The following is a 22,039-nucleotide window of genomic DNA, read 5'->3' as shown; positions in this document are numbered from 1 at the left end:
GCTCACGGACCATGGCTCGTCGCAAGAAGGCCGAGGAGATGGCCGCTCGCGTCCGCAACCTGCTCGCGATGGACGCGGCCGGCATCATGCGCCGGCTGGATGCGCGGCGTGACGAGATGTTCGCCCTCTTCTCGCGCCTTCGCAGCCGCGAGCCGCTGCTGGGCACCATCGCCTCGCGCTACGCCAGCGGCGCCTTCGAGAATCTCATCCACCTCTCCGAGCAGGAGCAGGCGGTGGTGGACCACTTCTACGAGCGCCTGGACGAGCTGCGCTGGTACTTCACGTACACCGAGGACATGCCCGGCACCGCGCAGCTGATCTTCACCAAGCTGCACAAGCGACTGGAGGAAGCCTACCGGGTGCTGGTGGTGACGCTCGGGCCGCCGGTGCCGCCGGATGGCTCCCGCGTCGTGGACGTGCAGGCGGTCCGCCACGAGGGCCCGTCCGCAGCCACGGAGTCGGCGCTGGACCGGCCCAAGGCCTCCGCGCGCAACCGGCGCGCTTGAGCAGCTGCGCGCGGGCGCGCGGCCCCGGTTGGAGAACGGGAGCGGCGGGGCTCAGGCCGCCGGAGCCGCGGCGCTCGGGAGGCCCTCCGCCTCGGCCTTGCGCGGGGTGAGGCGGCGCATGGAGCTCTTGCCCACGACGACGTCCACCATCTTCCGGGCGCGCGTCCAGACGCTCTCCTGGACATAGGGCACGCCGTACTTCTCGCAGAGGGCGCGCACCTGCGGCTGCACCTCGCGGTACTTGAGCATGGGCAGGTCCGGCCAGATGTGGTGCTCGATCTGGTAGTTCAACCACAGGTGGGCGAAGTCGTTCAGGTCGCCGCCGGTCCGGTAGTTCGCGCTGCCAATCACCTGCTGCACGAAGCGCGCGCCGCGATTCTCGGGGGCCTCGTCGAAGCGGTACAGGTCCTCGCCAGTGTGGTTGGGGCCCACCACCAGGAACGTGTGCAGGCTGGTGAGCACGTCCGCCATCACCGAGTTGCACAGCGCGCTGAAGGCCGCCCACGGGCCGATGATGAGGAACAGCGCGGGGAAGAGGACGAAGTTGAAGGCGGCGTACGGCAGGTAGCACTGAAGGACCAATTCCTTCAGCTCGGCCTTCGTGAGCGCACCGCCCTTGCGCCGGCCCTTGCGGCGCAGCGAGCTCAGCGTCTCGGGCGCGTAGTAGCTGGCGCGCCAGGTGAGCGCGAGCAGCGCGAGCTGGACGTAGCGGAGCGCGAGCGGGCGGCTCCGGTTGCGCAGCGTCCCTTCCGCGTTGCGCTCCAGGAGGTCCGGGTCCGCGTCCTCACCGGTGTGCGAGTGGTGGAGGACGTTGTGCTCGAACTTCCACGCCTCCGGCAGCATCCAGTCGAGCCAGTCGAGGTAGCGGCGCCCGCCCTTCGCAAAGCCCTTTCCGGTGCGCGACGCGGGCAGGCCCGGGACGCGGTCGTACCCACGGTGCCCCACGTGGTGCATCAGCAGCCACCGCGTGGAGCGGCCCAGGCTGAGCGCCGCGGCGCTGAACGGGTTGGGAGCGAGCCAGCACGTCGCCACGCCCAGCAGCGTGGCTGCCCGGCCCCACCGTTCAATCTTCCGCAGGTGCGCGGCGTCCGCCTCGCCGAGCGACGCATCCACCTGCTCGCGAAGCGCCTTCAGCTCGCGGTGGAAGCCCTCCACATCCACGGAGGCCAGGTCGAAGTCGGGGGCGGTGCGGGACGAGCTCACTGACACTCCTCGGAGGGGCAAGGGGGCGCGAACGGTAACCTTCACCGGGGAACCCGGGAAGGGCCGCGTGCCGGACATAGTCGCCAGGGTACCGAGCGTCCAGCCACCCACCGTCGAAGTCTCCGAGTCGGTCTAGACCTGAATCTTCCTCCGGACGACCCAGACGTCCTCCACGTCCGAGCGTCCCGCACGCCGGATGCCCAGCCGGACGCGGCTGCCCTCGGGGCCACGAATGGCCTGCACCGCCGAGGGGAAGCCCAGCTCCACCACCTTCGTCCCGTCGATGCTCACGATGGCATCTCCGGGTTGCAGTCCCGCCTCGGCCGCGCCGCCACCGGGGATGATCTGCCCCATCACCAGCGCGTCGTCGCGCGCGGCCAGCACCGCGCCGATGCCCACCATCTCCATGCGCTCGGTGCCGCCGTCCGCCACGGGGTTGAGCTCGATGGGCGGCAGGGGCGGTGCGCCCGGTCCGACGGCGATGCGATCCACGAGGCGCGTGTCATGACCCGCCGCGCTCACGGAGAGGCTCAGTGTCCCCGGGGCCACCCCGTCCACCGTGAAGCGGCCGGAGGTGTCGGTCATGGCGTCGAACACCGTGGACAGTGACGCGCCGTAGACGCCGCCCTCCACCTGCACGCGAGCCCCGGCGATGGGACCTCCGCCTCCGCGCTTCACGACCTGCCCCTCCAGCCGGGCGCCGGGTTGCAGGGTGATGTCCACGGGGCCGACGTCCGCGGAATTCGGCGGCACAGTCACCGTGGGGGCCGCGGGGGCGAGTCCGTAGGCTCCGACCCGGAGGGTATAGGTGCCGGGGGCGAGTCCTTCCACGGCGAAGCGGCCCTCCGGGTCCACCACGGTGAGCGTCGAGCCGAGCTCGCGCTCCAGGGGGCCTCGATGGAGCTGCAGCTCGAGCTGGAAGGATGCGACGGGAGCGCCGCGCTCGTCGCGCACGCGGCCGGTGAGGCGGGCGCCCCGGGTCAGGGTGAGCGTGAGGTCGCGGCGGCCGGCCTCGACGTTCGGGACGGTCGCGCTCACGCGTCCGAGGACTTCGGCGAACACGTCGTAGCGGCCCGGGGCGAGCCGCTCCAGGAGGAAGCGTCCGTCCGCTTCCGTCAGGGCCTCGGCCATGGGGCCGCTGCCGTCTCCGGCGCCGGGCAGGCTCGTGCCGCGGGGTTTCGCGACTCGGACACCGGCACCGGCGATGGCTGTCCCCGACTCATCCACGACGCGGCCCGCGAGCACTTCGCTGGCGGTCGAGGTCTCAACCTCGAGCCGAAGCACGGCGCGCCGGCCCGCGAGGCGTGCGTTCAGCTCCGCCCTCCCGGGCGCGTGGCCCGGGTGGCGGGCCTCGACCGTGGAGCCCTCGGGGGCCTGGAGGCGGACCTCGCCTTCCGCGCCGGTGGTGAACTCGTCGTGGGTGGGGAACAGCACCGTCTCCCCGGAGCGGCCGGTGAGGAGCCGCACCTGGGCGCCCGCGAGGGGCTTGCCGGTGGGGTCCTCGACCCGGATGGTCCAGGACTCCTCGGGGGTGAGGGCCAGCAGCAGGCCCTCCACGCCGCTGCCGGGACGCGCCGTGAGGCGGACGGGGCTCTGCCCCCAGTCGGGACCGAAAGGAAGGAAGCCGTCCGCGCGAATGCTGGCGAGCTGCCAGAGGCCCTCCTGGTCCGGCACGAAGCGGAAGGAGCCCGCCTCGTCCGTGCGGGTGCTCGCGGCGCCCGAGGGGCCGGCGAAGGTCAGCTCGGCGCTCGGGATACCCTGGCCGTTGGTGGCGGACACCACGCGACCAGAGAAGGCCCCGGGCGCATTGGCGGGAGCCTCCGTGCGCCGGGCCGAGGGGAGCCGGAGCAGCGGGGCCGGCGACGGAGGAAGGGCCTGGGCCTGCTGAGGCTCTGTCGGTGCCGGGCTCGCGGTCTCAGGACGCGCGCGAGCGGGAGTGGCTCCGGACGTCTCGGTCGCCGTGGCCGGAGGAGCTTCGGACTTCCGGGCACTGGCCCACCAGAGGACTCCGCCCAGCAGGAGCAGGCCCAGCGCGACCCAGCCCCCATATCGGCGCTTCGTGTCAGCCATGGTGCCTCATCCTCCGCCATCAAGGACTCGGCCAACAATCTCGGCATCAACCTGGGCAAGGTCACTTCGTGGTTCCTGCGCGTCTTCACCCACGAAAAGAAGAAGTCGTTTGTTACCCGGCTTCTCGTGGAGCAGACGTCGATGCTGGCCCCGGGATTCGAGGTCGAAGCGGTCCCGGATAGCCTTGGACGAAGCCGTGTGTACTTCAATGCGACGAGTGACGTCGAAAAACTGCGAGCGCTCGTGCCCGTGGCGAATAAAGAGGAGACGAAGCGTCAGCCTCGGGAGGGCGCCGTCCACGTCTCGCGCCCCCTCATGCCACGCATGCGCTCCGCGAAATGCGTCCCCGCCCCTCACCCATCGCACGCGGCCACCGGCGGGCGGTATCTACTCACGGGCTCCACACGGCTATTGACCACCTTGCGGCCAGGAGAGGGCATGCACCGCATCCCGCCGAACCAGCCATCCCGAAGCGAGCCCTGTGGGGCGGTCCACCAGCACCAGGTCATCATCATCCAGATAAACGAGGTACACGCCCTCACACCTGGTCAACCCGTTCGTTGTCGCCACGCACCTCCCCGTTCCACTTCCGCCCAGGTCCAGTGGAAACGCGTCTTGCGAAATCCACACCACGACCTCTTCAGGCCGTCCTCCCCCCAATCCCTGGGGAACGACAGGATAGACCTTGTAGGAGTAGTAGCTTGCCGAAACGAGGTACACCACGACGAGCAGGCTGGTGATGACCAGGAATCCGAGCGCTCGGGTCGAACGCTCCTCCGCCACCATCCACTTCCTGGCAAAGAAGAGAAGCAGGAGCGCGACGTAAAACAGACAAACCCCCACCACGGCAATGAGGGCGCGCACGATGGTGAAGCGGGCTGCAAGCGTGGGGGACCAGATGCTCAGGATGGCCTTCAAGTCGAAGACAAACCATGCGATGAGTCCGAGGAGAATGATGACGTAGACGATCAGCATCCTCCGGGGGACCTCTCGTGGGCGCTTCAGGACCAGGTCGAGGAAATCCCAATAACTCACGCCACGAGAAGGGGCCGACCCAGTCGCATCCTTCCTGTGGTCGCTCGCGGCTACATCATTATTGGCAGGTGGCTTTCCTCCCCCCTCATAGGCTTGTAATCGAACGAGCCATATGACCTGACGGACGATGATGCCCACTGCGATGGCAATCGCGGCATAAAGCAGATGCTTCTCAGGTATTGGATGACCAAAGATGGCGGAGAACAAGAGATTCACTGGCAACAGAAACGTCCAGCCAATCAGCAGATAGGTGGAAAGTATCAATAGAATCGGCGCGATGGAGGCTGCCAGCCAGATTGGCGCTGTCAGAACCACCAGTACGGCCACTGACAGTCTCTTCGGCCTGGGAGATTTGAACTCTCTCAACACCCAATAGATATACGCGCAAATCAGGACCAGGAATGCTGCCGGCAAGACTCCTGCTCTCAGGACGTGGTCGTAGGAAATGAGCCCTGTCGGGACGCCGAACCGAGAGAATTGGAGGTAGACCGGCGGGAACCCCATGGCCGCAACCACTCCCAACCCCGCGGCCCCCACCCTCAGCCCCTTTTCGAGCGATTCAAGCAGGTCCTTTTTGGGGCCAGCACCTTGCGCCGCCGCGCTGTTGGGCTCGGACATTGGGTTCCACCCGGCTCCCGTGCATCAAATAGCCCTAGCGGCGAGGTTACGGGCTTCACACCCAGAAACGCTGTTGCCGACAGGGGCATGTGTCGCCTGTCTTGCGCCCCCTCTCCACCAGGCCCGTGTCTCCGGGTTTGGAATGGAACAGTGGTCATGAGGAAGGACTCGTTCTCATGGGCCTCGCCAAGGCGGCTGTAGGGAATCCAATGAGGGCATGCCTCGGGGCGCAGTGACCTCCAGGGAGGTACATGCCCATCGTCCGGCATGGAGCGAAGGGTAGAGCCGCAGGCGCGCCACGCGCTCTGGCATCGAGGAGATCTGGACGGAGAGCGCGCGTAATGAGCCTGTTGGAGTTTCTCAGCCTGAGCTGGAGGTTTCTCGAGAAGCTCATCGCCTTTCTCAGCGAGCCCTTCATCCTGGGCCTTCTCGCGAGCTACGTCTTCGACAGACATGCCAGGCGTCGCGAGCAGCGTGAGAAGACCCGGGAGAAGGCCGTTGAGTTCGTCACCGAGGTGGCTGACGACATCAATGCGCTCTTTGCGCGCATCTTCGCGCACCTGCGTGGAGGCCATCCCAGCGCTCCCGGGTTGGCCGAATTGCTTGGCCAAAGACAGCAGACTCTCTTCGAGAAGCGCCTGAGCGTGCAGGTCAAGAGCCGGGCCTATCTGGGCTCCGATGGGTTCTTCAACGACTATGAACAGGTCATCTGGGCGGCTCGATACGTCGTGGATCAGATTCACATGGTCGAGCGAAGTTACGCCGGAGAGAAAGAAGAATGGGTTGAGCCACTGAGGACGGAGATCCGGAAGAGAACCGACACCCTGGAATCGCGCTGGCAACTGCCAGCTGGCCAGGACCTCGGTCCCGCGCAGAGCCCGTCCTGGCCGCTACCCGACGAACAGGCCATCTCCCACGGCCTGCCGCCGCCCTATGACGTGCTCTTCCTCTTCGCGAAGCGGGTCGAGCACAGGGCAATCGAGGCACTCTCGCGCAGTCTCAGGAGTGCGCTCTCCGCAAAGGCGAGCTGAAGTCGGTATCCGGTGCGGAGAGACCGGGCAGGTGGTTTTCACGCCTGGCTTTGGCAGTTCCCCGGACCCGGTGGCCGACTTGCGTGGTGTGCCTACTCGCGAAGTGGCCCTGGCGTTCGGCCTCGCCTTGCCAGGCCTGCGCACGGGCCCCGGCGGCCGCCGGCCAGTTCTGAGGCCCGTCATACTTCCCGGCCACGTGAACCTGCAGAGCCGAGCGCCGTCTTCCGCGTTATCACTGTGGCCAGAAGCCGTGCCCACCCAAGGAAACGACGACATGACAGGGCTGTTCACCCCCCTCGAGCTCCGGAAGAACGTCACCGCCCGCAACCGCATCTGGCTCGCGCCGCTGACGAACATGCAGAGCCACGCCGACGGCACGCTGTCCGACGACGAGCTGCACTTCCTCGCCAGCCGCGCCGACGGCGGCTTCGGCCTCATCGAGACCTGCGCCGCCCACGTCGCGCAGGACGGCAAGGCCTGGCCCGGCGAGCTGGGCGTCCACGATGACGCCATGCTGCCCGGCCTCACCCGGCTCGCCGCGCGCATGCACACAGGCGGCGCGCTCGTCTCCTCCCAGCTCTTCCACGGCGGACTCCGCGCGGACCCCGCCGTCAGCGGCGTCGAGAAGTGGAGCGCCAGCGCTCACACCGAGGACGGAGCCTCCTGCCGCGCCGGCACCGAGGCCGACATCCAGGGCGCCATCGACGCCTTCGCCAACGCCGCCCGCCGCTGCGCCACCGCGGGCTTCGACTCCGTCGAGCTCCATGGCGCCCACGGCTACCTGCTCTCCCAGTTCCTCAGCACCGTCTACAACCAGCGCACCGACGCCTGGGGCGGCTCACTGGAGAACCGCTCGCGCCTCATCCGCGAAACCGTGCGCGCCGTCCGCCGCGCCGCGCCCTCCCTCGTCCTCGCCGTCCGCCTCTCCCCCGAGGACTTCGGCCAGGCGAAGGGGCTGGACCTCGACGAGACGCTCGACGTCGCCCGCATGCTCGCCGACGACGGCATGGAGGTCCTCCACCTGTCCCTCTGGCGCTCCGCCCTCAACACCAGGAAGCGCCCCGACGCTCACGCCGTGTCCCTCTTCCGCGCGGCCGTCCCCGCCCACGTCCGCATCGTCGTCGCCGGTGCCATCTGGACGCGCGAGGAGGCGGAAGCCCAGCTCGCCCTCGGCGCGGACGCCGTCGCCCTCGGCCGCTCCGCCATCGCCAACCACGACTGGCCCGAGCGCGTCCGCCGCGGTGACGCCATCAACCGCACCCCCGTTGCTCCCGAGACGCTCCGGGGCGAGGGCCTCTCGGAAGGCTTCGTCCACTACCTGCGCCAGTGGAAGAACTTCGTCGCCGCCTGAAGCCCCAAACGCATGCGGCCCCACTCCCAGGAGGAGCGGGGCCGCACGCGTCACGTCACCGGCTGAGCGTTGCTACTGCTTCCCGCCCTTGGCCACGCCCGTCACCTTGCCGCCGGTGATGCCCAGGTACTCCTGGAGCGGCTTCACGGACAGGTCCGTGCGCTTGAGGGCCTCCAGCGCGCCCACCGCCATGCGCGCCCCCTGCACCGTCGTGTAGTACGGCACCGAGTGCATCAGCGCCTCGCGGCGGATGGAGAAGCTGTCGGCAATCTCCTGCTTGCCGAAGGTGGTGTTGATGACCAGCACGATTTCCCCGTCGAGAATCTTGTCGACGATGTTCGGCCGGCCCTCCTTCACCTTCTGCACCACCTGCGCCTCGATGCCCTTCGTCGACAGGTACCGGGCCGTGCCCGCGGTGACGATGAGCGAGAAGCCCATGTTCCGCAGCCGCCGCGCCAGGTCCACCACCGCGGGCTTGTCGTCGTCCTTCACGGAGATGAACACCTTGCCGCTCTTCGGCAGGCGCACCCCGGCGGCGAGCTGGCTCTTGGCGAAGGCCGACGCGTAGTCGTCCGCCAGGCCCATCACCTCGCCCGTCGACTTCATCTCCGGCCCCAGGATGACGTCCACGCCCGCGAAGCGCGCGAAGGGGAACACGCTCTCCTTCACCGCCACGTGCTTGAACTCGGGCTCCTGCGTCGCGCCCAACTCCTTCAGCGTCTTGCCCACCATGCACAGCGCGGCAATCTTCGCCATCGCCACGCCCGTGGCCTTCGAGATGAACGGCACCGTGCGGCTCGCGCGCGGATTCACCTCCAGGATGTAGATGGTCTTCCCCTGGATGGCGAACTGCACGTTCATCAGGCCCACCACGCCCAGCTCGCGCGCCAGCGCAATCGCCTGGTCCTTCATCCGCTCCACCAGGTCCGGCGACAGAGAGTGCGGCGGCAGCGTCGCCGCCGCGTCACCCGAGTGCACGCCGGCCTCCTGGATGTGCTCCAGCACGCCGCCAATCATCACCGCGCCCGTGCGGTCCGCCACCAGGTCCAGGTCCACCTCGATGGCGTCCTTCAGGAAGCGGTCGATGAGCACCGGGTGCTCGGGCGATGCGCTCACCGCCTCGCGCATGTACCGCTCCAGGCTGGACTGGTCGTAGACGGTCTCCATCGCCCGGCCGCCCAGCACGTACGAGGGGCGCACCATGACGGGGTAGCCAATCCGCTCGGCCACCTTGAAGGCCTCGGCGTGGCTGCGCGCCACCCCGTTCTCCGGCTGCGTCAGGCCCAGCTTCTCGATGAGCTTCGAGAACCGCTCGCGGTCCTCCGCCCGGTCGATGGCGTCCGGCGACGTGCCCAGGATGGGCAGGCCCGCCTTCTCCAGCGGCACCGACAGGCGCAGCGGCGTCTGGCCGCCGAACTGCACAATCGCGCCCACCGGCTTCTCGCGCTGCGACACCTCGAGCACGTCCTCAATCGTCAGCGGCTCGAAGTAGAGGCGGTCGGACGTGTCGTAGTCCGTGGACACCGTCTCCGGGTTGCAGTTGACCATCACCGTCTCGTACCCGGCCTCGCGCAGCGCGAAGGCCGCGTGCACGCACGCGTAGTCGAACTCGATGCCCTGGCCGATGCGGATGGGGCCGCTGCCGAGGATGAGCACCTTCTGCCGGTCCGTTGGCGGCGCCTCGTCCTCCTCCTCGTAGGTGGAGTACAGGTAGGGCGTGTACGCCTCGAACTCGGCGGCGCAGGTGTCCACCCGCTTGAAGACCGGGCGGATGTTGCGCGAGTGCCGGTGCGCGCGCACCTCCTCCTCCGGGTAGCCAAGCAGCTTGCCCAGGTACTTGTCGGAGAAGCCGTGCGCCTTCGCCTGGCGCAGCTGCTCGTCCGGGAGCTGGTCCAACCGGCCGCACTCCTGGATGGACTGCGCCTCGCGCACCAGCATCTCGATGTAGCGCAGGAACCACGGGTCGATGTTGGAGAGCGCGTGCACCCCCTCCACCGTCATCCCCTCGCGGAACGCCTGCGCCACGAACCACGGGCGCTCCGGGCGCGGTACGCGCAGGGCCTCGCGCAGCACCTTCTCGCGCTCCTCCTTCTCCGAGGGCAGGTCCGGCGACTCCAGCCCGACGCGGCCCAGCTCCATGGAGCGCAGGGCCTTCATGTACGCCTCGGGGAAGGTGCGGCCAATGGCCATCACCTCGCCCACCGAGCGCATGCTCGTCGTCAGGGTCCGGTCCGCGTGGGGGAACTTCTCGAAGTTGAAGCGCGGAATCTTCACCACCACGTAGTCCAGCGTCGGCTCGAAGGAGGCCGGCGTGTCGCGGGTGATGTCGTTGCGCAGCTCGTCCAGCGTGTAGCCCAGCGCCAGCTTCGCGGCGACCTTGGCGATGGGGTAGCCCGTCGCCTTCGACGCCAGCGCGCTGGAGCGCGACACGCGCGGGTTCATCTCGATGACGACCATGCGGCCATCGCGCGGGTGGATGCCGAACTGGATGTTGGAGCCGCCGGTGTCGACGCCAATCTCGCGGATGATGGCCAGCGACGCCTGCCGCATGCGCTGGTACTCGCGGTCCGTCAGCGTCTGCGCGGGCGCCACGGTGATGGAGTCACCGGTGTGCACGCCCATGGGGTCCAGGTTCTCAATCGAGCAGACGATGATGACGTTGTCCGCCGAGTCCCGGACCACCTCCAGCTCGTACTCCTTCCAGCCGAGCACGCTCTCCTCCACGAGGATGGTGGAGGTGGGGCTCGCCTTCAGGCCGGAGCGGCAGATGGCCTCGAACTCGTCGCGGTTGTAGGCGATGCCGCCGCCGGTGCCGCCCAGCGTGAAGGAGGGGCGGATGATGGCGGGGAAGCCAATCTCCTCCACCAGCGCCATGGCCTGGGCCAGCGTCGTCGCGTAGCCGCTCCTGGGCAGCGCGACGCCAATCTTCTGCATGGCCGCCTTGAAGAGCTGCCGGTCCTCGGCCTTGTTGATGGCCTCGAGCGAGGCACCAATCAAGCGCACGTTGTACTTCTCGAGGATGCCCTGCTCCGCCAGCGCCTTGGCCAGGTTGAGCGCCGTCTGGCCGCCCATGGTCGGCAGCAGCGAGTCCGGCCGCTCGGCGGCGAGGATGCGCTCCGCCGCGTCCACGGTGATGGGCTCGATGTACGTGCGGTGAGCGAACTCGGGGTCCGTCATCACCGTGGCGGGGTTGCTGTTGAGCAGCACCACCTCCACGCCTTCGTCCCGGAGCGCCTTGATGGCTTGAGTACCGGAGTAGTCGAACTCGACGGCCTGCCCGATGACAATCGGGCCCGAGCCAATCACCAGAACCTTGCGGATATCGGTACGTTTAGGCATCGGGCCGCCCCCATACCAACCTCCGCCGCGACATGCACGGACTGTATTCGTGGCTGTCCGCTCGCATGGACTCCGGACCCGTCCGGCGCTGTCTGCTACGCTCCACTCCTTTCGGAGGTCCCATGCGCCGCAGGCTCCTGGCCCTGTTCTTCTCCCTCGCGTCCCCTGCCCTCGCCCAGGCTCCCGCCACTCCCACGCCCGCGCCGGCGGCACCCGCGCCGACGGCACCCGCGCCGACGGCACCCGCGCCTACCGCGCCCGCGCCCACCGCGCCGTCCGCTCCCTCGCTTGCCATCCCTCAGGACCTGCCCAAGCGGCCCATCGACGAGACGCCCTTCCCGGAGCTCTCCCGCGAGGAGCGCATCCGCCGGGACATCCGGGAGGACTCCCGCTTTCTCTTCCAGAGCCTGATTACCGGCGACGCGCGGAGCACGGCCAACGAGCTGTTCTACCCGTTCCAGCTGGAGGACAAGCGCTACGCCACCCCGGAGGAGCTGGTGATGGCGTGGGTGAAGCAGCTGCGGCTCAAGCGCACGGACCTCATCACCCTCTACGACATCGAGGTGCTGCCGCTGGCGGAGATGGAGAAGAAGTACGGCAAGGCGCCCGCGCGGCTGGGGCTGGACCTGCGCAACGAGAAGGAGCTGTGGTTCGCGGTGGGCAACCTCTCCGGCCACCCCGCCGTCTTCGTCTACCGGCCCTACCGCGACGAGTTCCGCGCCTTCGCGTACACGGACTAGCGCAGAGCCAGGACCAGCTCGCCCAGCCGCCCCAGGCCCTTCTGCAGGACTTCGCGCGAGGTGGCGAAGCTCATGCGGATGTAGCCCTCGGCGCCGAACGGGTCTCCGGGCACGGCGGCGACACGGAACTCGTCGAGGAGGATTTCCGACAGCTGCATGGAGCCCGTCACCGGCTTGCCCTTGAAGTCGCGGCCGTACAGGCCCCGCACGTCCGCCAGCGCGTAGAAGGCGCCCTCCGGCATGCGGCACTTGATGCCGTCCAGCGCATTGAGGCCGCCGACGAACATGTCCCGGCGCGCGCGGTACTCCGCGGCCATGGCGGCGACGGTGTCCGGGGGGCCGTTGAGCGCGGCGAGCGCCGCCTTCTGGCCGATGGACGAGGCGTTGGACGTGGACTGGTCCTGCACCAGCTGCATGGCGGCCACCAGCGGCCGGGGCCCCGCCACGTAGCCCATGCGCCAGCCCGTCATCGCGTGGGACTTGCTGAGGGCGTTGGTGACCACCAGCCGGGGCACCAGGTCCGGCGCCACGTCGCTGATGCCCAGGCGCTCGTCGGTGTAGAGGAGCTTCTCGTAGATGTCGTCCGAGATGATGAAGCAGTCGTGGGGGCGCAGCACGTCGGCGATGCCCTGGAGCGCGGCGCGCGAGTACACGGCGCCGGTGGGGTTGCCGGGGCTGTTGATGATGACGGCGCGCGTGCGCGGGGTGAGCGCGCGGCGGATGGCGTCCGGGTCCGGCGCGAAGCCGTCCTCCTCGCGCGTGGGGACGATGACGGGGGTGGCGCCCGCCAGCCGCACCATGTCCGGGTAGCTCACCCAGTAGGGCGCGAAGATGATGACCTCGTCGCCCTCGTCCAGCACCGCCTGGCAGAAGTTGTAGAGCGCCTGCTTGCCGCCGGACGTCACCAGCACCTGCTCCGGCGTGTAGCGCAGCCCGTTGTCACGCTCGAGCTTGCGGCAGATGGCCTCGCGCAATTCGGGGATGCCGTTGGTGGCGGTGTACTTGGTGAAGCCCGCGCGGATGGCGTCCACCGCGGCCTGCTTCACGTAGTCGGGCGTGTCGAAGTCCGGCTCACCGGCCGCCAGCACCACCACGTCCACTCCCTGGGCGGCGAGCGCCTTGGCGCGCGAGTTGAGAGCGAGCGTGGGGGACGGCTTGATGGCCTGGAGCCGACGGGCGAGTTTCATGCCCGACTGCGTAGCCCGGGAGCGCCCGGGCCGACAAGGGGAGAGAGGGGCTACTTCCGCCCGGCGAACTTCTCCTTCAGCTTCTTGTTCACGTTGTCGGGGACCAGCCCCGTCACGTCGCCGCCGAAGGAGGCCACCTCCCGGACGAGCTGCGAGGAGATGTAGAAGTAGTCCTCGCCCGTCATCATGAAGACGGTCTCGATGTCGGGCGCCAGCTTCCGGTTCATGTTGGCGAGCTGGAACTCGTATTCGAAGTCGGACACCGCGCGCAGGCCGCGGATGATGACGCCCGCGTTGCGGCGCCGCACGTAGTCCACCAGCAGCCCGTGGAAGGCATCCACCTCCACGCGGGGGTCATTGCCGCAGGCGTCGCTGATGAGCTGGCGGCGCTCGTCCTCGGTGAACAGGGGCGTCTTCTTCGGGTTCACCGCGATGGCGACGATGAGCCGATCGAACATCTTCAGGCTGCGCTGGATGAGGCTCAGGTGCCCGTTGGTGAGCGGATCGAACGAACCAGGATAGATGGCGACCGGCATGCAACACGGAGTCTCGGGCGCCCCGGACAGCCGGTCAAGGAATGGTCAGGGGGCCCGGTAGAAGCTCACCAGGGTGTCCCCGAAGCGGCGCTGGTCTTCCCGGGTAAGCCCGCCATGAGACTCCGGCGCGGCCTCCCGCTTGTCGTGCTCCACCACCACCATGCCGGAAGGGGCCAGCACCCCCGCCCCCGTCACCCCATCCAGCACCGTCTCCACCACCCGCGCCGCGTAGGGCGGGTCCGCGAAGATGAGCTCGAAGCGCTCCCCGCGCTTCTTCAGTGTCTCCAGCGCCCGGGACGCCGGCTGCGCGAGCAGCTCCACCTGGGCGGTGAAGCCCAGGTGGTCCGTGTTCTCCCGGCAGAGGGCCTGGGCCTCGCGGTCCTGGTCCACCAGCACGGCCCGCCCGGCGCCGCGCGACAGGGCCTCCAGGCCCAGCGCCCCGGTGCCGGCGTAGAGGTCCAGCACGGCCTGGCCGTCCAGGAACTGGCCGAGCATGTTGAAGATGGTCTCCCGGACGCGGTCCGCCGTGGGACGGATGTGCGTCGACGTCGGCTTGGGGCCGGTCAGCGCGCGGCCCTTCGCAGTCCCTGCCACGATTCGCATGGGGAAGGCTTCTACACCGGCCCGGGGCTAATCGCCCCGGTTCTGCGCCAGCATGCGCATGGACGTGCCGCCCGAGCGCGTGGCGCCCAGCGCGGAGACCACCTCCGCCGCCTCCGCGAAGGACAGCGCCTCCAGCCTGTCGCGCGCCACCTGCGTCAGCGGGGGCAGTTGCTCCTCCAGGACGCTGAGCAGCTCTCCCGGGGGCAGCCCGGCGGCCACGGCCTTCTCCTCCACACTGGCACGGGACTCCTGAGGCCAGGCGCCCAGGGCGAGCCGCTCGAAGGCGCCCACACAGTCCACCTTGCGCACTCCGGCCGCGACATAGGTGGGCAGCGCGTGCGGGACGCCCGCGACCACCTCGCCCACGGTCACCACGGCGTCGTACTCCGTGGCCAGGTCCACCAGCCGCCGCAGCAGGGCCACGTCCGGCTCGCTCTCCCCCAGCGCGGCTTCCGTCACGCGCACGAAGCGCACCGGCACCTTCCACTGCCGCAGGCCCTCCAGCAGCGTGCGGTACGCGTCCAGCGGGTCCGCGCTGGAGGAGGCCGGGGCCGTCAGCTCCAGCGACAGCTCCCGCTCCGACACCGGGCCCGCCAGCACGTTGAGCGCCTCCACGGCCGCGAACGAGTCCAGGCGGGACAAGTCCAGCGACACCAGCGTGAAGCCCGCGTCCACCACGCGGAACAGGCCCTCTTGCAGGGGCCCCAGCGCGTCGCCGTCCACCCGGGAGATGCGCACCGGGCCGGCCTGGAGGAAGAGGGGCCGCGAGTGCTCGGCCTCCACCGCCGCCTCGTGCACGGCCGCGACGAAGCGCTCCGCCGCGCCCCGGTCCGCCAGCGGGTGCGGGCACGCCAGCCCCAGCACCGCGTCCTCCGCCCGCGCCGCGCGCAGCAGGCCCGGCAGCGCCCCCTTCGCCTGCACCGGCAGGCACGGCAGCGCCACCGGCGCGCGCTCCAGGGCGTGCAGCAGCTCACGCGGGTTCAGCAGCGGAATGCGCGAGCCGGCGCCCACCCGGGCCACCGTGTTCCCCGGCCTCAACGACAGCACCTTGTCCAGCACGCTCATGGGCCGCGGAGGATTGTCCGCCTGTCCCACACGCGCAAGGCGAACCGGCCGGGAGCGTCCGTTCCGCTACGGGCGCTCGCCCGGGAGGGTGACGGGGCCGCGCCGACGCGGACCCCGGCGAGGTGCCGGCTAGAAACTGCCGACAAGGCCTCCGAGCACCCCGCCGTCCTTCGTCGTCGCGGCCACCGGCACCAGCCGGGGGGCCTCGTTGGACCAGTTCCGAGGCGGAGGCGCGCCGGCGAAGAAGTGGGAGATTTCATAGCCGGCGATGGCACCCGCGAGCGGCATCAGCAGGGCCGTGTAGGTGTCGACGTTGCCATTCCCGTCGTCATCCGCGCCGAGCATGAGCAACGCGGCCCCCGTCCCCAGCCCCGCCCCCGTCATGGTGGCCAGGAAGTCCCCCTGGCCGCGCATGAGCCTGCCCGCGCCGTACACGCCCAGCCCCGCGCCCAGGCCCGCCCCCATGACGAAGGCGGTGCTGTACTCCCGCGCGCAGCCCTCGCACTTGTGCCCGAGGCCTTCCGGGGTCAGCGACTGAGCGGCGACGCCAGCCACCACGAAGGCCCCGCCCCCGATGAACACCTCCGCGAGGATGCGGCGGGTGAGCTGACCGGCTCCCGGTGGGGCGTGGCTGCTCACCGAGGGCGGCTCTTCGTCGTCGGGAGGGGCCTTCTCCTCCCGCAGCGGCGCATCCGGAGCGGCGCGGCGGGCGGCGTCCTCGACTCGCGGCGCGGTGTCCTTCGTCGCGAGTGCTTCGACGACGGGCGCGGGCCCGGACGTCGTGGGCGGCGGGGCCTCCTCGGTGCGTCCCACCACGGGGGCCAGCACGCAGACCAGGACCAGCGCGAGCAGTCGCGACATGACAACGACCTCGGGGGAGGTGCGGGGCACGACCGGCCCTTCGGCCCGCGCACGGGTCCATTGTTACCTGGACCCGGACTCGGAGTCACGTCACCCGGCCCACCGCGCGCCAGCGTCTGTCGACTCAGTGGACCTCGCCCATGTGGGCGTAGGTCTCGCTCTCTATCTGGATGGTGGTGTGGTCGATGCCGAAGCGGTCGTACAGGTCGTGCTTCACCGCCGAGAGGATCTCGTCGTTGTTGCAGACCATGGGGTCCTGCACCACGAGGTGCGCCGACAGCGCGTAGACGCCGCTGGAGATGGTCCACACGTGCAAGTCGTGAACGGCCGTGACGCCGTTCACCTTCAGCATCAGTTCCTTGATGTGGGCCATGTCCACGTGCGCGGGCACCGCCTCCATCAGCACGTCCACCGCGTCACGCACCAAGCGCACCGCGCCCACCACGATGACCACGGAGATGACCACCGAGATGATGGGGTCCACCACGTACCAGCCGGTGAACCACATGATGCCCGCGCCGATGAGCACCCCCACCGACGACAGCGTGTCCCCCAGCACGTGGAGGAACGCGCCTCGCACGTTCATGGAATGGGTGCGGTGCAGGAAGCCCAGGGCCCCCAGGTTCGCCAGCAGGCCCACCGTGGCCACCAGCGCCATGGGCTTCAAGTCCACCGGCGCCGGGGCGCGGAAGCGCTCGTACGCCTCCACCAGGATGAAGACGGTGATGGCCAGCAGCATGACGCCGTTGAGCAGCGCGCTGAGGATCTCCATCCGGTAGTAGCCGTACGTCTTCTTCACGTCCGCCGGCTTGCCCGCGAACCACAGGGCCACCAGGCTCAGGCCCAGCGCGGACACGTCCGTCAGCATGTGGCCCGCGTCGGACATGAGGGCCAGCGAGTTCGTCAGCCAGCCGCCCACCGCCTCCGCCAACATGATGGTGGCGGTGAGGATCAGCGCGAAGAACAGCCGGCTGCGGTCCTTCCGCCGCTCCTCCGCCAGGCTCCCCTTCCGGGGGCCGTGCCCATGACCGTGCCCATGCCCATGATGATGGTGGTGATGCGAGTGGTCATGCCCTTCGCCGTGCTCATGCTCGTGGCCATGCCCGGATCCACCGCGCGTGTGAGTGGAGGTAGTCACGGGAGAGAGGGGTGCGGATAAAGCCCGTTCATGGGGTATGAGGGACGAGGATTCGAGTTCCGGCGACCCGGTGTCCCCAGCCCCGAGCGAGGGGGCGCACGGAGGTAGGGATGGACTTCGAGAAGCACCTGGGCCTGCACACCATCATCATGCTGAGAGATGTCATCCGCAAGTGGTGGCAGGTGGAGCTCTCGTGGGCGGACAGGCACGGCGTGGTGCACGACTGGCAGCGCGGCGAAATCGTCCCGCCGCCGAATGACTTCTGCCGCATGTCGCTTTCCTCCAAGGAGGGACTGCGGCGCTGCGGCCAGTCGGTGAAGGTGTTGCATGAAAAGTTCAAGGCGGGAAGGAAGCTGCGCCGCGCGCTCTTCCACGACTGCCACCTCAACTTCACCATCGTCGGCGCCCCGCTCTACATCAACAACGAGTACGAGGGCTTCCTCTTCGTCGAGGGCTTCGCCCGCCAGCCCCTGACCGCGCGCGACGCGGAGGTGCTCAAGGCGAAGATGCTCCAGTTCGCCCCGCCCCACTCGGACCTGGACCGCGCCGAGGACCGCGTGCCCGTGCTGGACGGCTCCGAGCTGAGCAAGCTGTCCGACCTGCTCGAGTTCGCGGTGACGGAGATTGCCAACCACGAGGTGGAGCTGGCGCGCCGGGACGACCCGCTGCAGTCGCTGTCCTCCGACCCGGGCGACCGCTACCGCTTCGAGAAGATCATCGGGCGCTCCGGACCGATGATGGAGGTGTTCCGGTTGATGGAGAAGGTGGCCAACTCCGACTCCACCGTCCTCATCAACGGCGAGTCCGGCACGGGCAAGGAGCTGGTGGCGCGCGCCATCCACCACAACGGCCCGCGCAAGGACATGCCCTTCGTGGTGCAGAACTGCTCCGCCTTCAACGACAACCTCCTGGAGAGCGCCCTGTTCGGCCACACGCGCGGCTCGTTCACCGGCGCGCTGCGGGACAAGAAGGGCCTGTTCGAGGTGGCCGACGGCGGCACCTTCTTCCTGGACGAGGTGGGCGACATGTCCCCCGCGCTCCAGGTCAAGCTGCTGCGCGTGCTGCAGGAGGGGACATTCCTCCCCGTGGGCGGCACCCAGCTCAAGGAGGTCAACGTCCGCGTCATCGCCGCCACCCACAAGGATTTGAGCGAGATGGTGAAGCGGAGCGAGTTCCGCGAGGACCTCTTCTACCGCATCAACGTCATCCGCCTGCAGCTGCCGCCCCTGCGCGAGCGCCGCGACGACATGCCCATCCTCATCGACCACTTCCTGCGCAAGCACCACCGCGAGGGGCAGCGCGCGCGGGGGCTGGCCGCGGAGGCGCTGGCCATCCTCGGGGCGTACTCGTGGCCGGGCAACATCCGCGAGCTGGAGAATGAAATCGAGCGGCTGCTCGTGCTGGGGGGCGATCTGGAGACCATCCCCGCCGAGCTCATCTCCAGCCGCATCCGCGACGCGGTGGTGCCCGGCGGCGGCCCGTTCATCCCCCCGCGCGCGCACGGCAAGCTGCACGAGGCGGTGGAGGCGCTGGAGCGGGAGATGATTCAGCAGGGCCTCCTACGCACCCGCTACAACAAGAGCCGCCTGGCGCGCGAGCTGGGCATCAGCCGCTCCAACCTCATCCTCAAGATTTCACGCTACGGCCTGGACAAGGGCCTGCCCGACGACGAAGCCGAGGTGGGTGAGGCATGAGCTCCGAGGCGCTGTACTTCCATCAGGACCGGCTGCGCGTGCCGGACGGCGCGGAGCTGTACTACCAGGCCACCGGTGACGGCCTGCCGGGCATGGTGCTGTGCGACGGCCTGGGCTGTGACGGCTTCGCGTGGAAGTACCTGTCCCCCTTCCTCGCGCGGCGCCACCGCGTGCTGCGCTGGCACTACCGGGGCCATGGCCGCTCCGGCATCCCGAATGACCGCACGCGCATCGGCATGCTGTACACGTGTGATGACCTGCGGCGCATCATGGACGCCGCGGGCCTGGAGCGGGCCGTCGTCTTCGGCCACTCCATGGGCGTCCAGGTGGCGCTGGAGTTCCACCGCCGCTACGCCAGCCGCGTGTGCGGGCTCGTCCTGGTGTGCGGCAGCTACGGCAACCCGCTGGACACCTTCCACGACTCCACCGTCCTCAAGCGCCTGTTCCCCATCATCCAGCAGGTGGTGGAGCGCTACCCGCAGCAGTCCGCGCGCCTCATCCACGCCGCGCTGCGCACGGAGCTCACCGTGCAGCTCGCCATCAGCCTGGAGATGAACCGCGAGCGCATCGCCCGCAACGACCTGGCCCCCTACTTCGACCACCTGGCCCGGATGGACCCCGTCGTCTTCGTGCGCACCCTGGACTCGCTGGCTGAGCACAACGCGTGGGACCACCTGGCCCACGTGGACGTACCCACGCTCGTCGTCGCCGGCGAGCGGGACAGGTTCACCCCCGGGTGGATTTCCCGGAAGATGGCCGCCCGGATTCCGGGCGCGGAGTTGATGCTCATCCCCGAGGGCACCCACACCGCCCCACTGGAGGCCCCCGGGCAGGTGGAGGTCCGGGTGGAGCGCTTCCTCCGCGAGCGGCTGGGCGTGCGCACGTCCGCCAGCCCGCATCCGGCCCCCCTGGAGGCGCAGGCCCCGTCCCCGGCACCCGGCCCGGCGGCGGTCCTCCCCTCCGGCTCCTGAGCTTCGTGACGGCCGGGTGACGCCCCCGGCGGGGAGAAATGGCCCGCTTCAGGCGTTGAAGGGCGGGAGCGCGAAACCCGTGCTTCCAGGGCGCGAATACCGGCCGGCCGGCTGGTGGGCGTCCACGCTCATTGCAGGAGCCGCACTCGCGGCATATAAGCGCCCGCCTTCCGGGTTCCAGTGGGGTTCGGAAGCCCCGGGCGCTTCGGGCGTTCCCCCACCTTCATCACAGTTCGGTCCGTATGATTCCTCGCGAAAACATCCGTAACATCGCCATCGTCGCTCACGTTGACCATGGCAAGACCACGCTCGTCGATCACCTGCTGCGGCAGGCGGGCACCTTCCGTAGCAACGAGCACGTCGCCGAACGGGTGATGGACTCCAACGACCTCGAGCGCGAGAAGGGCATCACCATTCTCGCGAAGAACACCGCGGTCAGCTACAAGGGCATGCAGATCAACATCATCGACACCCCGGGTCACGCCGACTTCGGTGGTGAGGTGGAGCGCGGTCTGCGCCTCGTGGACGGCGTCGTGCTGCTGGTGGACGCCGCCGAAGGTCCCCTGCCCCAGACGCGCTTCGTGCTCACCAAGGCCCTGGCCATGGGCCTGAAGACGGTGCTGGTCATCAACAAGATCGACCGCCAGGACGCTCGCGCGCCCGAGGTGCTCGATCAGGTCTACTCGCTCTACATCGACCTGGGCGCGGACGACAAGCAGCTGGAGATGCCCGTCCTCTACACGGTGGCGCGTCAGGGCCAGGCCTCCACGCAGCTGGACGTGCCGGGCAAGACGCTGGAGCCGCTGTTCGACGCCATCATCCGCCACATCCCGCCTCCGCCCGCCTCGGAGGAGAAGACCCCGCAGCTGCTCGTGGCCAACCTGGACTACGACGACTACGTGGGCCGTCTCGCCGTGGGCCGCGTGCAGGCCGGCCGCCTGACGCCCAACATGCCCGTCTCCGTCGTCCGCGACGGCGGCAAGGTGGAGCAGGGCAAGATCGTCAAGCTGTACGGCTTCTCCGGCCTCAAGCGCGTGGAGATCGCGGACGCGGGCCCGGGTGAGATCGTCTCCATCGCCGGCATCGAGGAGGTCTCCATCGGCGACACCATCGGTGACCCCGAGAAGCCGGTGGCCCTGCCCCGCATCACCGTGGACGAGCCCACGATGATGATGATCTTCAAGGTCAACGACGGGCCGCTCGCGGGCAAGGAGGGCAAGTTCGTCACCTCCCGCAACCTGCGTGAGCGCCTGTACCGCGAGGCCTACCGCAACGTGGCCGTCCGCGTGGAGGACACCGAGACTCCCGACGCGTTCCGCGTGGTGGGCCGTGGCGAGCTCGCCCTGGCCGTCATCATCGAGAACATGCGCCGCGAGGGCTACGAGCTGACGGCCTCCAACCCGGAGCCCATCACGAAGACCATCGACGGCACCGTCCACGAGCCCATGGAGCTGCTCTTCTGCGACGTGCCGGAGACCAGCGTGGGCGCGGTGACCGAGCGCCTGGGGCCCCGCAAGGGCCGCATGGTGGACATGGAGAGCCTGGGCTCGGGCCGCACCCGCCTCAAGTTCCGCATCCCCGCACGCGGCCTCATCGGCTTCCGCAACGAGTTCCTCACCATCACTCGCGGTGAGGGCATCATGAGCAGCCAGTTCGACGGGTACGAGCCGTGGTTCGGCTACATCCCGAAGCGTCAGAATGGCGCCATGGTCTCCGACCGCCTGGGCGACACCGTGCCCTACGCGCTGTTCAGCATCCAGGAGCGCGGGCACCTCTTCGTGGGCGCCGGCGTCACCGTGTACGAGGGCATGATCATCGGCGAGCACGCCCACCCCTCCGAGCTGAACGTCAACTGCTGCCGCGAGAAGAAGCTCACCAACATCCGCGCCGCCGGCCGCGACGAGAACGTCATCCTCACCCCGCCCCGCGAGATGGGGCTGGAGAAGGCGCTCGAGTGGATTGCCGACGACGAGCTGGTCGAGGTGACGCCCAAGTCCGTGCGCATGCGCAAGAAGGCGCTGGCCGTGGGCGAGCGCTACCGCGCCGAGCGTGACCGCAAGCGCGAGGAGCGCGCCGCGGGCGAGTAGTCGC

At 69.2% G+C, this 22,039-nt stretch carries 18 protein-coding genes; 7 read left to right on the top strand and 11 right to left on the bottom strand.

Going from position 1 to position 22,039, the window contains the following annotated elements; genetic code table 11:
• Window positions 1-11: 11 nt before the first annotated feature.
• The gene (locus ACX9TP_RS20265; protein ID WP_482981358.1) at window positions 12-506 is read left to right on the top strand and encodes a hypothetical protein; all 495 of its coding nucleotides are present in this window, start codon (window positions 12-14) and stop codon (window positions 504-506) included.
• Between the two features lie 51 nt (window positions 507-557).
• On the opposite strand, the gene ACX9TP_RS20260 is transcribed toward ACX9TP_RS20265, so the two are convergent.
• From ACX9TP_RS20260 to ACX9TP_RS20245, 4 genes are all read right to left on the bottom strand, one after another.
• The gene (locus ACX9TP_RS20260; RefSeq protein WP_482981357.1) at window positions 558-1,709 is read right to left on the bottom strand and encodes a fatty acid desaturase family protein; all 1,152 of its coding nucleotides are present in this window, start codon (window positions 1,707-1,709) and stop codon (window positions 558-560) included.
• Between the two features lie 132 nt (window positions 1,710-1,841).
• Complete coding sequence (locus ACX9TP_RS20255; protein WP_482981356.1) at window positions 1,842-3,779, bottom strand: carboxypeptidase regulatory-like domain-containing protein; 1,938 nt, start codon at window positions 3,777-3,779, stop codon at window positions 1,842-1,844.
• Between the two features lie 6 nt (window positions 3,780-3,785).
• The gene (locus tag ACX9TP_RS20250; protein ID WP_482981355.1) at window positions 3,786-4,079 is read right to left on the bottom strand and encodes a hypothetical protein; all 294 of its coding nucleotides are present in this window, start codon (window positions 4,077-4,079) and stop codon (window positions 3,786-3,788) included.
• 108 nt (window positions 4,080-4,187) lie between these two features.
• Complete coding sequence (locus tag ACX9TP_RS20245; protein ID WP_482981354.1) at window positions 4,188-5,432, bottom strand: hypothetical protein; 1,245 nt, start codon at window positions 5,430-5,432, stop codon at window positions 4,188-4,190.
• 341 nt (window positions 5,433-5,773) lie between these two features.
• Here ACX9TP_RS20245 and ACX9TP_RS20240 point away from each other — a divergent pair, with 341 nt between their 5' ends.
• Together ACX9TP_RS20240 and ACX9TP_RS20235 are read left to right on the top strand one after the other, a co-directional pair.
• A complete protein-coding gene (locus ACX9TP_RS20240; RefSeq protein ID WP_482981353.1) occupies window positions 5,774-6,463 on the top strand; it encodes a hypothetical protein in 690 nt (229 codons plus the stop codon).
• Window positions 6,464-6,737: 274 nt separating this feature from the next.
• Window positions 6,738-7,814, top strand: a complete 1,077-nt coding sequence (locus ACX9TP_RS20235) for an NADH:flavin oxidoreductase (RefSeq protein WP_482981352.1) — start codon at window positions 6,738-6,740, stop codon at window positions 7,812-7,814.
• 72 nt (window positions 7,815-7,886) lie between these two features.
• Here the strand turns inward: ACX9TP_RS20235 and carB are convergent, their stop codons facing one another.
• A complete protein-coding gene (carB, locus tag ACX9TP_RS20230; RefSeq protein ID WP_482981351.1) occupies window positions 7,887-11,153 on the bottom strand; it encodes a carbamoyl-phosphate synthase large subunit in 3,267 nt (1,088 codons plus the stop codon).
• Window positions 11,154-11,275: 122 nt separating this feature from the next.
• Here carB and ACX9TP_RS20225 point away from each other — a divergent pair, with 122 nt between their 5' ends.
• Window positions 11,276-11,893 carry a hypothetical protein gene (locus ACX9TP_RS20225; protein WP_482981350.1) on the top strand — a complete coding sequence of 206 codons (618 nt, stop codon included), beginning with the start codon at window positions 11,276-11,278 and terminating at the stop codon, window positions 11,891-11,893.
• Here the strand turns inward: ACX9TP_RS20225 and ACX9TP_RS20220 are convergent.
• The 6 genes from ACX9TP_RS20220 to ACX9TP_RS20195 all read right to left on the bottom strand — a co-directional run bounded on the left by ACX9TP_RS20220 (window position 11,890) and on the right by ACX9TP_RS20195 (window position 17,283).
• The gene (locus ACX9TP_RS20220) at window positions 11,890-13,080 is read right to left on the bottom strand and encodes a pyridoxal phosphate-dependent aminotransferase (protein WP_482981349.1); all 1,191 of its coding nucleotides are present in this window, start codon (window positions 13,078-13,080) and stop codon (window positions 11,890-11,892) included. The genes ACX9TP_RS20225 and ACX9TP_RS20220 overlap by 4 nt on opposite strands.
• A gap of 50 nt (window positions 13,081-13,130) precedes the next feature.
• Window positions 13,131-13,616 carry a pantetheine-phosphate adenylyltransferase gene (gene coaD / locus ACX9TP_RS20215; protein ID WP_482981348.1) on the bottom strand — a complete coding sequence of 162 codons (486 nt, stop codon included), beginning with the start codon at window positions 13,614-13,616 and terminating at the stop codon, window positions 13,131-13,133.
• 45 nt (window positions 13,617-13,661) lie between these two features.
• Window positions 13,662-14,219 carry a 16S rRNA (guanine(966)-N(2))-methyltransferase RsmD gene (gene rsmD, locus ACX9TP_RS20210; RefSeq protein WP_482981347.1) on the bottom strand — a complete coding sequence of 186 codons (558 nt, stop codon included), beginning with the start codon at window positions 14,217-14,219 and terminating at the stop codon, window positions 13,662-13,664.
• A gap of 27 nt (window positions 14,220-14,246) precedes the next feature.
• On the bottom strand, window positions 14,247-15,284 hold the full coding sequence (locus ACX9TP_RS20205) for a hypothetical protein (protein ID WP_482981346.1): 1,038 nt from the start codon (window positions 15,282-15,284) through the stop codon (window positions 14,247-14,249).
• Window positions 15,285-15,413: 129 nt separating this feature from the next.
• A complete protein-coding gene (locus ACX9TP_RS20200) occupies window positions 15,414-16,145 on the bottom strand; it encodes a hypothetical protein (RefSeq protein ID WP_482981345.1) in 732 nt (243 codons plus the stop codon).
• Between the two features lie 124 nt (window positions 16,146-16,269).
• A complete protein-coding gene (locus tag ACX9TP_RS20195) occupies window positions 16,270-17,283 on the bottom strand; it encodes a cation diffusion facilitator family transporter (protein ID WP_482981344.1) in 1,014 nt (337 codons plus the stop codon).
• 110 nt (window positions 17,284-17,393) lie between these two features.
• Between ACX9TP_RS20195 and ACX9TP_RS20190 the strand changes: the two genes are divergently transcribed.
• From ACX9TP_RS20190 to typA, 3 genes are all read left to right on the top strand, one after another.
• Complete coding sequence (locus ACX9TP_RS20190; protein WP_482981343.1) at window positions 17,394-18,977, top strand: sigma 54-interacting transcriptional regulator; 1,584 nt, start codon at window positions 17,394-17,396, stop codon at window positions 18,975-18,977.
• Window positions 18,974-19,948, top strand: coding sequence for an alpha/beta fold hydrolase (locus tag ACX9TP_RS20185; RefSeq protein WP_482981342.1), 975 nt, complete (start codon window positions 18,974-18,976; stop codon window positions 19,946-19,948). Before ACX9TP_RS20190 ends, ACX9TP_RS20185 begins: the two co-directional genes overlap by 4 nt.
• 242 nt (window positions 19,949-20,190) lie before the next feature.
• Window positions 20,191-22,035 (top strand): translational GTPase TypA, encoded by a 1,845-nt coding sequence (typA, locus tag ACX9TP_RS20180; RefSeq protein ID WP_482981341.1) that lies wholly within the window; start codon window positions 20,191-20,193, stop codon window positions 22,033-22,035.
• Window positions 22,036-22,039 lie beyond the last annotated feature (4 nt).

This window comes from Pyxidicoccus sp. M15 (assembly GCF_056858435.1).
The sequence above is the reverse complement of the archived record's forward strand: the minus strand, read 5'-3'. Positions and strand labels throughout refer to the sequence as shown.

What these genes read in the sequence shown, in the direction of transcription:
- ACX9TP_RS20265 (WP_482981358.1), top strand. Translation starts at nt 12, where the DNA reads ATGGCTCGTCGCAAGAAGGCCGAGGAGATGGCCGCTCGCGTCCGCAAC.
- ACX9TP_RS20255 (WP_482981356.1), bottom strand. Translation starts at nt 3,779, where the DNA reads ATGGCTGACACGAAGCGCCGATATGGGGGCTGGGTCGCGCTGGGCCTG.
- ACX9TP_RS20245 (WP_482981354.1), bottom strand. Translation starts at nt 5,432, where the DNA reads ATGTCCGAGCCCAACAGCGCGGCGGCGCAAGGTGCTGGCCCCAAAAAG.
- ACX9TP_RS20240 (WP_482981353.1), top strand. Translation starts at nt 5,774, where the DNA reads ATGAGCCTGTTGGAGTTTCTCAGCCTGAGCTGGAGGTTTCTCGAGAAG.
- ACX9TP_RS20235 (WP_482981352.1), top strand. Translation starts at nt 6,738, where the DNA reads ATGACAGGGCTGTTCACCCCCCTCGAGCTCCGGAAGAACGTCACCGCC.
- carB (WP_482981351.1), bottom strand. Translation starts at nt 11,153, where the DNA reads ATGCCTAAACGTACCGATATCCGCAAGGTTCTGGTGATTGGCTCGGGC.
- ACX9TP_RS20225 (WP_482981350.1), top strand. Translation starts at nt 11,276, where the DNA reads ATGCGCCGCAGGCTCCTGGCCCTGTTCTTCTCCCTCGCGTCCCCTGCC.
- ACX9TP_RS20220 (WP_482981349.1), bottom strand. Translation starts at nt 13,080, where the DNA reads ATGAAACTCGCCCGTCGGCTCCAGGCCATCAAGCCGTCCCCCACGCTC.
- coaD (WP_482981348.1), bottom strand. Translation starts at nt 13,616, where the DNA reads ATGCCGGTCGCCATCTATCCTGGTTCGTTCGATCCGCTCACCAACGGG.
- rsmD (WP_482981347.1), bottom strand. Translation starts at nt 14,219, where the DNA reads ATGCGAATCGTGGCAGGGACTGCGAAGGGCCGCGCGCTGACCGGCCCC.
- ACX9TP_RS20205 (WP_482981346.1), bottom strand. Translation starts at nt 15,284, where the DNA reads ATGAGCGTGCTGGACAAGGTGCTGTCGTTGAGGCCGGGGAACACGGTG.
- ACX9TP_RS20200 (WP_482981345.1), bottom strand. Translation starts at nt 16,145, where the DNA reads ATGTCGCGACTGCTCGCGCTGGTCCTGGTCTGCGTGCTGGCCCCCGTG.
- ACX9TP_RS20190 (WP_482981343.1), top strand. Translation starts at nt 17,394, where the DNA reads ATGGACTTCGAGAAGCACCTGGGCCTGCACACCATCATCATGCTGAGA.
- ACX9TP_RS20185 (WP_482981342.1), top strand. Translation starts at nt 18,974, where the DNA reads ATGAGCTCCGAGGCGCTGTACTTCCATCAGGACCGGCTGCGCGTGCCG.
- typA (WP_482981341.1), top strand. Translation starts at nt 20,191, where the DNA reads ATGATTCCTCGCGAAAACATCCGTAACATCGCCATCGTCGCTCACGTT.